Genomic DNA, 13,284 nt, shown 5'->3' with positions numbered 1-13,284 from the left:
AAGCGGGGCGGCAGCCCCCGGAGCGGGAAGGGGCGGGCCTGGGGCGCCCCCGCGAGGGCCCTGGATTCGCGGCCGAACCGTTATGCGGCCCCGCACAACCAAGCCTTCGCCCCACCCGTCAACAGCAACGACCGCACCAGAACGTCCAGGCGTACGAGGGGGACCGCACATGCCGCTGCTGCGCGCCCTCATCCGCACGGCCCGCATGGTCCGGCACACCCCCCACCTGGCCGACGGACTCCCCGCCGCCGACGAGGTGCTGCTCGACGTGCCGGACGACCGCCTCGGCCCGGCCCTCGTCGCCGCGGGCCGCGGCGACCACGGCCCGGCCGCCAAGCTGCTCGCCACCACCCGCGAGGCCGCCGAGTGGGAGAACCGCGACCGGTACGCCACCCGCCTCGCCGCCTTCGCCCGCTCGCGGCCCGAGTGGTTCGACGACTGGCTGACCGTCGCCCCGCACGACCCGGACGCCCTGCTGCTCAAGGCCGAGCTGGCGGTGGTGCGCGGCTGGGAGTCGCCCGCGCGCGCCGAGCTCCTGCGCGAGGTGAGCCCGCTGATCACGGCGGCGGCCGCGGCCGACCCGCGCGACCCCGTGCCCTGGCGCGTGGCCCTCGACCACGCCCGCGGCACCCACGCCTCGCACTCCGACTTCGAGGAGCTGTGGGGCCAGGCGGTGCGCCGCTCCTCGTACCACTACGGCTGTCACGCCTCGGCGCTGATGTACCTGTCCGCGGCCTGGTACGGCTCGCACACCGAGTGCTTCGACTTCGCGGAGCGCGCCGCCGCGGACGCGCTGCCCGGGTCGCTGATACAGGCGCTCCCGGTGCGCGCCGCGTTCGCGTACCTCGCGGGCGGCGGCGGACGGCTGCCGCGCGGACGCCTGGACGGGGCCGCCGACCTGGCCATCGCGCTCTCGGCCTCCTACGCCCCCGCCGACCCGTGGCCGGCCGAGGTGCGCAACCTCCTCGCGTACGTCCTCATCCGCCTGGAGCGCTGGCAGGAAGCGCTCGACCAGTTCCGGCTGATCGGCCCGTACGCGACCTCGTTCCCCTGGGACCGGATCGCCGACGACCCGCTCGGACAGTTCCTGGAGCTGCGCGACGGCGTCCGCATCGAGGTGGCCGCGCGCACCCCGCTGCGGTCCGGACGCGGCCGCGCGGACGGCGCGGCCGACGGCGGCCGTTAGGCTTTCGGCTCGTGACGACCGTCCGGCTCCCCCTGTTCCCACTCAACTCGGTGCTGTTCCCGGGGCTCGTGCTGCCCCTGAACGTCTTCGAGGAGCGCTATCGCGCCATGATGCGCGACCTGCTCAAGTCTCCCGACGAGGACCAGCGGCAGTTCGCCGTCGTCGCGATCCGCGACGGCAGCGAGGTCGCGCCGAGCGCGCCCGGCCTCCCCGACCAGACGACCCGGCCCGAGCAGGGCCCCGCCGCGGGCTTCGGCGACGACCCGCTGCGGGCCTTCCACGCGGTGGGCTGCGTCGCGGACGCGGCGACCATCCGCGAGCGCGAGGACGGCGGCTTCGAGGTGCTCGCCACCGGCACCACCCGGATGCGGCTGCGCTCGGTCGACGCCTCCGGCGCGTATCTGACGGCGGAGCTCGAACCGCTGCCGGAGGAGCCCGGCGACGAGGCGGGAGCCCTGGCCGAGGGCGTCCTGCGGGCCTTCCGCTCCTACCAGAAGCGCCTCGCGGGCGCGCGGGAGCGGTCCCTGTCGACGGGCACGGAGCTGCCGGACGACCCGTCGGTGGTGTCGTACCTGGTCGCGGCGGCCGCGGTCCTGGACACCCCCACCAAGCAGCGCCTCCTGGAGGCCGCCGACACGGCCTCCAGGCTGCGCGAGGAGCTGACGTTGCTGCGCAGCGAGACCGCGATCATCCGCAATCTGCCCTCGCTGCCCGCGACGGACCTCACGCGCGGCGCGACGAGCCTCAACTGACGTACCCCGGACGTATCCCGACGCATCCCCACGGGCAGGCGAAGTGGCGAAGAAGCAGAAGAAGTCCCAGGCCGGCGGCACCCCGGCGACGGTCGCCCTCACGGGTGCGGGCGTCGCCTTCACCCTCCACGCGTACGACCACGACCCGTCCCACCCCTCGTACGGCGACGAGGCCGCCGAGGCGATGGGCGTGTCCCCCGACCGCGTCTTCAAGACCCTGGTCGCCGAGGTCGACGGCGAGCTGACCGTGGCGGTCGTGCCGGTCGCGGGCTCGCTCGACCTCAAGGCCCTGGCGGCGGCGGTCTCCGGCAAGCGCGCGGTCATGGCGGACCCGGCCGCGGCGGAGCGCACCACCGGCTATGTGCGCGGCGGCATCTCCCCCCTGGGCCAGCGCAAGAGGCTCCGCACGGTCCTGGACGACTCGGCCTCGGCCCACGCCACGATCTGCGTCTCGGCGGGCCGCCGGGGCCTGGAGGTGGAGCTCTCCCCCGCCGACCTGGCCGCCCTCACCTCGGCGACGCTGGCCCCGATCGGGCGTGATTGACCCCTCGACGCCCTCGCGATCCTCGACTAGGACCACACCCATGTCGAAGAAAACGAGAAAGCGGAAGTGGCGGGTCAGGAAATCCAAGTCGAACCACGGCCGCCGCCCGGCCTGAGCCCCGCGGTGGCGCCCCTGACCCGCCCCTTCCCGAACAAGGGGGCTCCGCCCCTGGGACCCCCGTATCGGCGCTCCGCGCCTCGTCCTCAAACGCCGGACGGGCTGAAAGTTCCAGCCTCTCCGGCGTTCGAGGAGCGGGGGTCTGGGGGCGGAGCCCCCAGTTTCGGGAAGGGGCGGGCTTGGGGAGCCCCCGGCAGGGTCAGGCCTGCTCCCGCTGGGCCCCGTAGGAGGAGAACGGCTCCGGATCCCGGGGCCCGAAGAGCGCCGTGAGCACCAGGTGCACGATCATCGCGGCGACGGGCCACGCGAGCAGCACCCCCTTCGCGTTCAGCTCCATCGGCGCGTCGAACACGACCCCCCGGCCCACGGACCGCGCGTGCGCCACCACATCCGTGTCGGGCCCGAACCACACGCCCACCTTCCAGGCGAGCACCGCCCCGAGCAGCGCCCCCGCGGCGAGCCCGACGACCAGCGGAATGCCGCCCCGCCGCCGCAGGAGGAAGACGACGAGCGCGCTGACGAAGCCGAACGCGAGCCCCAGCAGGGTGAACGTTCCGTCGACCCCGATGGCCTGCTCGCCCTCGGTGTCCTTGAGGTAGACCGCCTGCTTGTCCGCGATCAGCGGCACCCGGGGCGCGAGCCACAGCCACAGCAGGCCGAGCAGCACGCCGCTGACCGCCACCGCGGCCGCGATCACCGCGGCCTGCCCGATCTCACGCTTCATGCCGGGCCCGCCCTCCTCGTGCCAGGTGTCGGCCTCGGGCCCCGGCTGGTGCGCGGAGGCCTGCGGCGCCTGCCAGGGATTGTGTTCGGGCTCGGGCTGCGGCGGTTGGGAGGGCGTCAGCGGTGCGGTCACGCACACATGGTGCCAGCTCTGCCTGAGAACCGCGCCACCGGACGGACGCGGCCCGCGCTCAGCGCACGGCCGCGCGCCGGTAGGCCCAGGTGGCGGCGGTCAGCGAGACCACGCCGACGGCCGCGCACACCCCGAGGTCGAGCAGCACGACGCCCCAGTCGGGGTCGCCGCCGAAGGTGCGGGCGAGCGCCTCGACGCCGTACGTGGACGGCAGCAGGTCGCGCGCGTACTGGAGGAGGCCCGGCATCCGCTCGGCCGGCAGGACGCCGAGCAGGAGCGCCGCCGACATGCCCATCTGGCCGAGCAGCGTGGCCAGTTCCGGCCGGGGCGCGAGCAGCCCGAGGGCGGCGCCGAGCCCGGCGAGCGCGGCACCGGCGAGCGGGATCACCGCGGCGAGCACCCACAGGTGCGTCAGCGGCAGGCCGAAGAGCCCGGAGCCGACGACCGCCGTGACGATGGTGCCGGGCACGGTGAAGGAGGCGTACGCGGCGGCCGCGCCGAGCACCACGGCGGCGGGCGGCACGGGCAGCGTGGCGTAGTGGTCGAGCCCGCCGTCGGCGCGCAGCTGGCCGAAGTACTGGGCGAGCAGGTTCAGCGCGACGAAGGCCACGACGAGGACGGACGAGCCGGCCACGACCGCGCGGGCCTCGCTGCCGCCGTCCACGACCCCGCGCATGAGGATCATGATGCCGACCGACTGGAAGGTGGCGACGAAGAGCAGCGGGATGCGCGCGACCCGGGCCCGCGACAGCTGGGCGCGGTATACCGCGCCCAGGGCGGGAAGCATCCGGGCCCGCGGGCCCAGCGGCGCCGCCACGTCCACCGCCGCCGCGCGGTCGTCCTCGGCCCGGATCACGGCCTCCAGGGGAACGGCACTCAACGGACAACCTTCCTGCAGACGTCCCAACGCTTCACGGCTCGGTCCCTCACGCCTTCACCAGTCCGTCCCCGCCGCGCCCGCCGAGGGCCAGATACACGTCCTCCAGGCTGGGCGTGGCCAGCGTGAAGTCGTCGAGCGCGGCGAAGGCGCCGCCGCCCGTGACCGCGGCGACGGCCGCCCTGGCCTCCTCCGGCGCGAGCCGCAGGGTCCAGCGGCGCCCGGACTCCACGGCGGACGACCGCAGCGCGGCGACCTCCGGGACGTCGACGGGGGCCCGCTCCCGCCACACGAGCTCCACCCGCACCTCGCCCGCGACCTTCTCCTTCAGGCCGGTGGGCGTGTCGCAGGCGATGACCTTGCCGTGGTCGAGCACGGCGACGCGGTCGAGCACGGTCTCGGCCTCGATGACGTTGTGCGTGACGAGCAGGACGGTCGTGCCGCGCTCGGCGCGCCGCCGGTCGACCGCGCCCCACACCGCGCGCCGCGCGACCGGGTCCATGCCGGTCGTCGGCTCGTCGAGCACGAGCAGCTGCCGCTCCCCGACGAGGGCGGTGGCGAAGCAGGCGAGCCTGCGCTGGCCGCCGGAGAGCTTCTTCAGGGGCCGGGAGGCGAGCTCGGTGAGCCCGAGCTCGTCGAGGACGTCGTCGCGCTGGGCCCGGGCGCGGGCCGCGTCGAGGCCGCGCAGGCGCGCGGTCGTCTCGACGGCGAGGGAGACGGTCAGCTCGTCGAGGGCGGTCGACTCCTGGCCGAGGTAGGCGAGCAGCCGGGCGGCCCGCTCCGGGTGGCGCACGATGTCGTGGCCGAGGACCTCGACGCTGCCGCTGTCGGGGCGCATGAGGCCGGTCAGCTGGCGTACGAGGGTGGACTTCCCGGCGCCGTTGGGCCCGAGGAGGCCGAAGATCTCGCCGCGGCCCACCTGGATGCCGACGCCGTCGCTGGCGCGCACCTCGGGCGTCGCGGGCCTGCCGCGCCTGCCCCGGGCTGCGGGATAGACCTTGACCAGATCGCGCACCACGCAGACGGCATCGCTGCCGTGCCCCTGCCGGAGCCCCCCTCGGACTGCCTGTGCCGCGCGCGTACTCACGAAGGACGAGGGTACGGGGTCGGCAGCGCGGCGGGGCGCGCGGGGCGGGCCTCACGCGTGTGTCCGGGCGCGCCGCGAACCCCTGGAGGGTTCTTATCCGGCCCTCGCTCCGGGCGCCGCGAAACCCCTCACTCCCCGGCAGGCACGTGCTCGGCGGCGGTACGAACGTCGATTTCCCGCCAGAATCCGGCACGGATCGCATAGCGGTCGTGCTCGTCGATCTGGTCGTCCTTGTGGGCGAGCAGCCCGAAGCGGGCGGCGTAGCGCAGCAGCTCGCCGTCGACGCGGTGCGGGATGCGCGGGTACATCGCGGACAGCTTCTGCAGGTTGTGCTGCTCGGGCAGGCGCGCCATCCAGCGGCGCGCGAAGACCTGCCCGACCTCGTAGGGATCCCCGCCGACGGTGGTGATGTCCTCCTCGCGGTCGGCCCAGCGCTGCTCGGCCGTGGTGAGCTGGGCGAGCGTGGGCAGCGCGGCGGCCTCGGCGGACTCCGAGGGGGTGCCGGGGCGGTCGACCCAGCCCTTGTCCGACGACCAGCGCAGGGTCGCGCTGGTGTGCTCCTTGCCCGTCTGGACCGGGCCCGGTCCGCGCAGGGCGGCGAGGTCCTTGGGGGTGGGGACGCCCTTGGCGGCCCGGTCGCCGTTCTCCTGGGCGCGCGGGGAGGCGGCCGCGTGCTGGGCGGCGGGCTGCTCGGCGGACTCCGCGGGGGCGGCGGCCAGGGCGGACTCGGGCAGCGGCGCGGAGAGGATCGCGGCGATCTCGGGCCGGGGCACGGGCGGCGGCGCGCAGACACCGCCGAGCTCCTTGGCGCGGACGGCCTTGGTGATCCAGGCGCGGTCGAGGACGCGCCGCTCGTCGGCCTCGGCGACGAGGTCCTCGGACTGGTTGTAGTCGCCGTCGGCGGCCTGGACGGCCCACAGGTGGACGGCGACGCCGTGCTCCTTGGCGGCCATCATGCCGGGCAGCAGATCGCCGTCGCCGGTGACGAGCACGACGTCGGAGCAGGCGCGGTTGCGGGCCAGCTCCGTCAGCTCGGCGTGCATGGCGGCGTCCACGCCCTTCTGCGCCCACCGCCCGTCGCTGCGGGTCAGGGCGCCCAGGCGGACGGTCACGCGCGGCATGACGCGCAGCCTGCGGTGCTCGGGCTGCGGCACGCGGTCGGGCGCGCCGTCGAACCAGTAGATGCGAAGGAGCGGCCGCTCGGTGTCGGACTCGGCGCGCTCGCGCAGGCCCTGGATGAGCGCGGTGTGGTCGACGGTGATCCTGGACCGGGACGGCTCTCCCGCGAGGAGGCTCGCGGCGGCTCCCAGCAGATACCCGGCGTCCACCAGGACGACGCAGCGGTCCACACGATCCACCCTCTTTCCAGGTTGCCCGGCTTGCCCGGCCTTGCCCGAAAGCTCCCCACGGGTGCCCCGAACGGTCTCACCGGCACATGGCCGCGGACCAGCGGTCCTGGGGGTCACTTCGGGTTCGCTTCGAGTCTGCCCGACCTCGCGGAGGTTAACGGCTCGAAACTCGATCTTCGGCGTGGCGTATCCGCTCCGTACCCTCCGGCAGCCCCTATTACGCACGGTGAGTGCCCGAAATGCACGATTGTCACATATATGTGAGTCTGGTCGCGTCCTGGCCCCCCGATCCTTCGCAGGAGGAAGATCAATATGGCCAAGAACAAGAACCGCGACCGGAACCAGAAGGCCGCGGCCCAGGCCGAGCGCGGTCAGCAGCAGGCGCAGCAGTCCTCGATGGAGGCCCAGGCGAAGTCCGCCGCCGAGGCGAACCCGGGCGATGTCGCCCGCAAGCACCGCGAACGCCGCTTCGGCCACAACTGACGCGGGCTCAGGCACACCGGAGGGGCGCACCCGATGCGGGTGCGCCCCTCAGCCGTGCGGTGCTCCGGGTCCGGCAGGCGGTCGGTCCGTTACCCCGGCAGCCGGTCAGCCGGTCGGTCCGTTACCCCGGCAGCCGGTCGGTCCGTCAGCCCGTCAGGCAGGACGGGCCGAGCAGCACCTTCAGGTCGCCGAAGAGGGCCGGGTCCGGCTTCACGCGGTGCCGGTCGAGCCGCAGCACCGTGGTCTTCTGCGCCCCCTGGAGCTTGATCCGCACCTCGCTGTTGCCCTTGTGGTGGCTGAGGATCTCGCCGAGCCGGGTGACCATCGGCGGGCTCACCTTCACCGTGGGGATGGTGATGAGGACCGGGGCGTTGGTGCCCGCGTTCGACAGGTCGGGGACCTGGAGCTCCATCGCGACGAGCCGGGGCACGTCCTCGCGCTTGTCCAGGCGGCCCTTGACGAAGACGACGGCGTCCTCGACGAGCTGGGTCGAGACCAGCTGGTAGGTCGCCGGGAAGAACATGCACTCGATGGAGCCCGCGAGGTCCTCGACGGTGGCGATGGCCCAGGCGTTGCCCTGCTTGGTCATCTTGCGCTGGAGGCCGGAGATGATGCCGCCGATGGTGACGACGGCGCCGTCGGAGAAGTCCCCGCCGGTGAGCTGCCCGATGCCCGCGTCGGCCTTGTCCGCGAGCACGTTCTCCAGGCCGAAGAGGGGGTGGTCGGACACGTACAGACCGAGCATCTCGCGCTCCTGGGCGAGCAGATAGGTCTTGTCCCACTCGTCCTCGGAGAACTCCACGTCCAGGCCGAAGCCGGGCTCGCTGGAGTCGTCCTCGCCCATGCCGCCGAAGAGGTCGAACTGGCCCTCGGCCTCCTTGCGCTTGACCGCGACCACGTTGTCGATCATCGGCTCGTACTGCGCGGTCAGGCCCTTGCGGGTGTGCCCCATGGTGTCGAAGGCACCGGCCTTGATCAGCGACTCCGTGGTGCGCTTGTTGCAGGCGGCGGCCTCGACCTTGTCCAGGTAGTCGGGGAAGGAGGCGTACTTCCCCTTGGCCTTGCGGGAGCGGATGATCGCGTCCACCACGTTGGTGCCCACGTTCCGGACGGCTTCGAGGCCGAAGAGGATCACGTCGTCGCCCTGGGCGGCGAAGTTGTGCACCGACTCGTTCACGTTCGGCGGGAGGACCTTGATCCGCATGCGGCGGCACTCGTTCAGATAGACGGCCGACTTGTCCTTGTCGTCCTTCACCGAGGTGAGCAGCGCGGCCATGTACTCGGCCGGGTAGTTCGCCTTCAGATACGCGGTCCAGTACGTGACCAGGCCGTACGCGGAGGAGTGCGCCTTGTTGAACGCGTATCCGGCGAACGGGACCAGGACGTCCCACAGGGCCTGGATCGCCGCGTCGGAGTAGCCGTTCTTGCGGGCGCCCGCCTGGAAGATGCCGAAGTTCTTCTCCAGCTCCTCCGGCTTCTTCTTGCCCATCACGCGGCGGAGGATGTCGGCCTCGCCGAGGGAGTACCCGGCGATGATCTGGGCGGCCTTCTGCACCTGCTCCTGGTACACGATCAGGCCGTAGGTGAGACCCAGGGTCTCCTTGAGCGGCTCCTCCAGCTCCGGGTGGATCGGGGTGATCTCCTGGCGGCCGTTCTTGCGCTCCGCGTAGTTCGTGTGCGAGTTCATTCCCATGGGGCCCGGCCGGTACAGGGCCGAGACGGCGGAAATGTCCTCGAAGTTGTCGGGCTGCATCTGGCGGAGCAGCGAGCGCATCGGACCGCCGTCGAACTGGAACACGCCGAGTGTGTCACCGCGGCAGAGCAGTTCGAAGGTCTTGGGGTCGTCGAGCGGGAGGTCGAGCATCTCCAGGTCGATGCCCTTGTTGGCCTTCACCATCTTGACGGCGTCGTCCATGATCGTGAGGTTGCGCAGGCCGAGGAAGTCCATCTTCAGCAGGCCGAGCGACTCGCACTGCGGGTAGTCCCACTGCGTGATGGTGACGCCGTCGGTGTGCCGCACCCAGATCGGGGCGTGGTCGACGATCGGCTCGCTGGACATGATGACGCCCGCGGCGTGCACGCCCATCTGCCGGACCAGGCCCTCGACGCCCTTGGCTGTGTCGATGACCTTCTTCACGTCCGGCTCGTTCTCGTACATCGCCCGGATCTCGCCCGCCTCGCTGTAGCGCGGGTGGCTGGGGTTGGTGATGCCGTCGAGGTCGATGCCCTTGCCGAGGACGTCGGCGGGCATGGCCTTGGTGAGGCGGTCGCCCATCGCGTACGGATAGCCGAGGACGCGGGCGGAGTCCTTGATGGCGTTCTTGGCCTTGATCTTGCCGTAGGTGCCGATCATGGCGACCTTGTCGGAGCCGTACTTCTCCGTCACGTACCGGATCACCTCGACGCGCCTGCGCTCGTCGAAGTCGATGTCGACGTCGGGCATGGAGATGCGCTCGGGGTTGAGGAACCGCTCGAAGATCAGGCCGTGCGTGATCGGGTCGAGGTCGGTGATGCCCATGGCGTACGCGACGATCGAGCCGGCCGCGGAGCCTCGGCCGGGGCCCACCGCGATGCCCTGCTTCTTGGCCCACATGATGAAGTCGGCGACGACCAGGAAGTATCCCGGGAAGCCCATCGAGATGATCGTGTCCATCTCGTACTCGGCCTGCTTCTGGCGGTCCTCGGGGACGCCGCCCGGGTAGCGGCGCTCCATGCCGCGGCGGACCTCCTCCTGGAACCAGGTGACCTCGGTGAAGCCCTCGGGGATGTCGAACTTCGGCATGAGGTCGCGCTTCTCGAACATGCCGGTGGTGTCGATCTGCTCGGCCACCAGGAGGGTGTTGCGGCAGCCCTCCTGCCAGGCGTCCGAGGAGTCGACGGCGTACATCTCGTCCGTGGACTTCAGGTAGTAGCCGGTGCCGTCGAAGCGGAAGCGGTCCGGGTCCGAGAGGTTCTTGCCGGTCTGGATGCAGAGCAGGGCGTCGTGGGCGGTCGCCTCGTGCGCGTAGGTGTAGTGCGAGTCGTTGGTGACCAGCGGGGGGATGCCGAGCTTCTTGCCGATCTCCAGGAGGCCGTCGCGGACCCGGCGCTCGATCTCGATGCCGTGGTCCATCAGCTCCAGGAAGTACCGGTCCTTGCCGAAGATGTCCTGGTACTCCGAGGCGGCCTTCAGGGCCTCGTCGAACTGGCCGAGGCGCAGGCGGGTCTGGAGCTCGCCGGACGGGCAGCCGGTGGAGGCGATGAGCCCCTCCGACCACTGGGAGATCGTCTCCTTGTCCATGCGGGGCCACTTCTGGAGCCAGCCCTCGGCGTACGCGTCCGAGGACAGCCGGAAGAGGTTGTGCAGGCCCGTCTTGTTCGCCGCCCAGATCGTCTTGTGCGTGTAACCACCCGAACCGGAGACGTCGTCCCGCTTCTGGTGCGGCTGGCCCCACTGGATCTTGCGCTTGTTGCGCCGCGACTCCGGGGCCACGTACGCCTCGATGCCGATGATCGGGGTGACCCCGGCCTTCTGGGCGGTGTGGAAGAAGTCGTACGCCCCGTGGAGGTTGCCGTGGTCCGACATGGCGATGTGGGTCATGCCCATGTCGTTGCACGCCTTGAACATGTCCTTCAGCCGTGCCGCGCCGTCCAGGAGCGAGTACTGGGTGTGCACGTGCAGGTGCGTGAAGGGCGGCTTCGACACGGCTTTGGCCTCCAACGGAAACACTCGGCGACAGGCTGCGGACAGTCTGGGGGGACAGCGGGGAAGTCTAGTCCGGGTCACTGACAGCCGAGCGGCACTCAGGAGTACGGTCGGGCGTTGGAAGAGGGCAGGGGGCACGGAACACCTGTCCCATGTCATGCACCAGGAGGCACCCCGCGATGTCGGTCCCGCAGCCCACCGCCGAGCAGCGCGGCGAGGAGATCCTCGCCGTCTTCGGCACCGCTTTCGGCGAGCTGCTCGCCGCCGACCCCGCGGCGTTCCGGGTGAAGTTCCGCAAGATGGCGGCCTCCGCCTTCGCGTTCTACCGGGGCACGGCCTGCCTCTTCTACCACGACCTGGAGCGCGAGCACGCCGGGCGCGACGGCGGGGAGATACACACGGGGCCGTATCTGGACGACCGCACGGGCCGGGTGTGGATCCACGGCGACCTGCACGCGGAGAACTTCGGCACGTACATGGACGCCCAGGGCCGCCTGATCTTCAACGTGAACGACTTCGACGAGGCGTACGTCGGCCCCTTCACCTGGGACCTCAAGCGCTTCGCCGCCTCGCTCGCCCTGATCGGCTACACGAAGGCGCTCAGCGACGAGCAGATCACCGGCCTGGTGCGGACCTACGCGGCGGCCTACCGCGCGCGGATCCACGACCTGGCGACGGGCGCCAAGAGCGAGGAAGTGCCCCCCTTCACGCTCGACACCGCCCAGGGCCCGCTGCTCGGCGCGCTGCGCGCCGCCCGCTCCCTGACCCGCTTCGCGCTCCTGGACTCGATGACGGAGATCCGTGACTTCGAGCGCCGCTTCGCGCCGGGCGGCGGCTCCATCGAGCTGGACGCCGCCACGCGCTACAAGGTCCTCGCGGCCTTCGACGGCTATCTGGAGACGCTCCCGGAGTCCTCCCTGACCCGCCCGGACTCCTACCGCGTCAAGGACGTCGTGGGCCGCCGCGGCATCGGCATCGGCTCGGCCGGGCTGCCCTCGTACAACATCCTCCTGGAGGGCAACAGCGACGCGTTGGAGAACGACGTCGTGATCTACCTCAAGCAGGCCCAGACCCCCGCCGTCTCGCGCCATGTGACGGACGCCTCGATCCGCGCGTACTTCCAGCACGAGGGCCACCGCACGGTCATCTCGCAGCGCGCCCTGCAAGCGCACGCCGACCCCTGGCTCGGCTGGACCGAGCTGGACGGCGCGGGCCAGCTCGTCGCCGAGGTGTCGCCGTACGCGGTCGACCTGGACTGGTCGGACATCGACGACCCGGAGGAGATCGCCGCGGTGGTCGCCGACCTGGGCCGGGCCACCGCCGCGATGCACGCCGCGGCGGACGACGAGAGCGGCCACTCGGACCTGGTGCCGTTCTCCACGGAGCGGGCGATCGACGCCGCGATCGCGGCCGACGAGGCGGGCTTCGCGGACCTCCTCGTGGACTTCGCGCACCGCTACGGCGCCCGTGCGCGCGCCGACCACCAGATCTTCGTCGACCTCTTCCGCAACGGCCGGATACCGGGCCTGTAGGAGACCGGCCGCAGGGCCCCGCCGCGCCCACAGGGGCCCCTGCGACGCACCCGCAAGATCCTGAGTGATTCACAGGGACCCTTTAGGGATGCCTTACGAAGGCTCATGGCACACTCGCTTGCGCGATGGACATATTCGGGACCCAGATGAGAGTGGTGCGCGCGGCACTGTTCACGGCACTCGTCGTGCTGCTGTCCGCCGCGTCGCACATCCTGCTGTCCCGGGCCCCGCTGCCGCTGACCACCTGCCTGGCGATCACGGCCGTCGTCTACGTCATCGCGTACGCCCTGGCCGGGCGCGAGCGCGGCTTCGGCAAGATCGCCGCGCTGCTCGTCCCGCTGGAGCTCGCCGCGGACACGGTCTTCACCACCGGCCAGCACGTCTGCTACGGCCAGGCCGGGGGCCCGGTCGCGGGCCCGCTGCGCTCCTTCGGCGTCGACGTACTGTGCGGCGGCGCCGACGTCGGCACCCCGCTGGCCCGGATGGCGGGCGGCGAGCGGCTGCACGGCGCCGCCGCCCTGCTCGCCGACGCCGACCCGGGCGCGGCCTGGCTGCTGCTCGCCACGCACGTCGGCGTCGGTCTCGCCGCCGCAGCCTGGCTGCACCGGGGCGAGCGCGCCCTCGCCCAGCTGCTGCGCGCGGTGGCCGCGGCCACCTTCCGGCCGCTGCTGATCGCCCTGGCCGTGGTGACCGCCCGGGTCGCTCCGGGGCAGCGCGCGCCGCGGCCCGTGCTCCGGGCCCGGGCGGCGCGCACCCGGCTCTTCGTGCACTGCGTGGGACGGCGTGGACCGCCGTGCTCGGCCGCTGTCGCCTGAG

Annotated in this window: 12 protein-coding genes; 7 read left to right on the top strand and 5 right to left on the bottom strand. The window is 72.2% G+C overall.

All coding sequences use genetic code 11. The annotated features are described in order from the left end of the window. The first annotated feature begins 169 nt into the window (after positions 1-169). The 4 genes from AC5WAM_RS30675 to AC5WAM_RS30660 are packed head-to-tail and all read left to right on the top strand — an operon-like array spanning position 170 to position 2,597. The gene (locus tag AC5WAM_RS30675; RefSeq protein ID WP_495519521.1) at positions 170-1,186 is read left to right on the top strand and encodes a hypothetical protein; all 1,017 of its coding nucleotides are present in this window, start codon (positions 170-172) and stop codon (positions 1,184-1,186) included. A gap of 11 nt (positions 1,187-1,197) precedes the next feature. After that, positions 1,198-1,938, top strand: a complete 741-nt coding sequence (locus tag AC5WAM_RS30670; protein WP_138959205.1) for an LON peptidase substrate-binding domain-containing protein — start codon at positions 1,198-1,200, stop codon at positions 1,936-1,938. Between the two features lie 43 nt (positions 1,939-1,981). After that, positions 1,982-2,482, top strand: coding sequence for a Cys-tRNA(Pro) deacylase (gene ybaK, locus AC5WAM_RS30665; RefSeq protein ID WP_366790751.1), 501 nt, complete (start codon positions 1,982-1,984; stop codon positions 2,480-2,482). A 40-nt stretch (positions 2,483-2,522) separates the two neighbouring features. Next, entirely contained in the window at positions 2,523-2,597 is a 75-nt protein-coding gene (locus tag AC5WAM_RS30660; protein WP_467095488.1) for a hypothetical protein, read from the top strand. A 201-nt stretch (positions 2,598-2,798) separates the two neighbouring features. Here AC5WAM_RS30660 and AC5WAM_RS30655 read toward each other — a convergent pair whose 3' ends face one another. The 4 genes from AC5WAM_RS30655 to AC5WAM_RS30640 all read right to left on the bottom strand — a co-directional run bounded on the left by AC5WAM_RS30655 (position 2,799) and on the right by AC5WAM_RS30640 (position 6,768). Next, entirely contained in the window at positions 2,799-3,455 is a 657-nt protein-coding gene (locus AC5WAM_RS30655) for a DUF2567 domain-containing protein (protein WP_366790752.1), read from the bottom strand. Between the two features lie 58 nt (positions 3,456-3,513). Further along, positions 3,514-4,335: an ABC transporter permease gene (locus AC5WAM_RS30650; RefSeq protein ID WP_495519520.1), complete on the bottom strand. Its 822-nt coding sequence runs from the start codon at positions 4,333-4,335 to the stop codon at positions 3,514-3,516. A gap of 46 nt (positions 4,336-4,381) precedes the next feature. After that, complete coding sequence (locus tag AC5WAM_RS30645) at positions 4,382-5,419, bottom strand: ABC transporter ATP-binding protein (RefSeq protein WP_495519519.1); 1,038 nt, start codon at positions 5,417-5,419, stop codon at positions 4,382-4,384. Between the two features lie 128 nt (positions 5,420-5,547). Beyond that, on the bottom strand, positions 5,548-6,768 hold the full coding sequence (locus tag AC5WAM_RS30640; protein WP_366790799.1) for an NYN domain-containing protein: 1,221 nt from the start codon (positions 6,766-6,768) through the stop codon (positions 5,548-5,550). A gap of 312 nt (positions 6,769-7,080) precedes the next feature. Between AC5WAM_RS30640 and AC5WAM_RS30635 the strand changes: the two genes are divergently transcribed. Next, positions 7,081-7,251, top strand: coding sequence for a hypothetical protein (locus AC5WAM_RS30635; protein ID WP_170316405.1), 171 nt, complete (start codon positions 7,081-7,083; stop codon positions 7,249-7,251). 145 nt (positions 7,252-7,396) lie between these two features. Here AC5WAM_RS30635 and dnaE read toward each other — a convergent pair whose 3' ends face one another. Continuing rightward, entirely contained in the window at positions 7,397-10,936 is a 3,540-nt protein-coding gene (gene dnaE, locus AC5WAM_RS30630) for a DNA polymerase III subunit alpha (RefSeq protein WP_366790754.1), read from the bottom strand. A 179-nt stretch (positions 10,937-11,115) separates the two neighbouring features. Between dnaE and AC5WAM_RS30625 the strand changes: the two genes are divergently transcribed. Then, positions 11,116-12,468: a DUF2252 domain-containing protein gene (locus AC5WAM_RS30625; protein WP_366790755.1), complete on the top strand. Its 1,353-nt coding sequence runs from the start codon at positions 11,116-11,118 to the stop codon at positions 12,466-12,468. 125 nt (positions 12,469-12,593) lie between these two features. Then, a complete protein-coding gene (locus AC5WAM_RS30620; protein WP_495519518.1) occupies positions 12,594-13,283 on the top strand; it encodes a hypothetical protein in 690 nt (229 codons plus the stop codon). Position 13,284 lies beyond the last annotated feature (1 nt).

The sequence above is a fragment of the Streptomyces sp. JLYT201 genome (assembly GCF_059448825.1).
The sequence above is the reverse complement of the archived record's forward strand: the minus strand, read 5'-3'. Positions and strand labels throughout refer to the sequence as shown.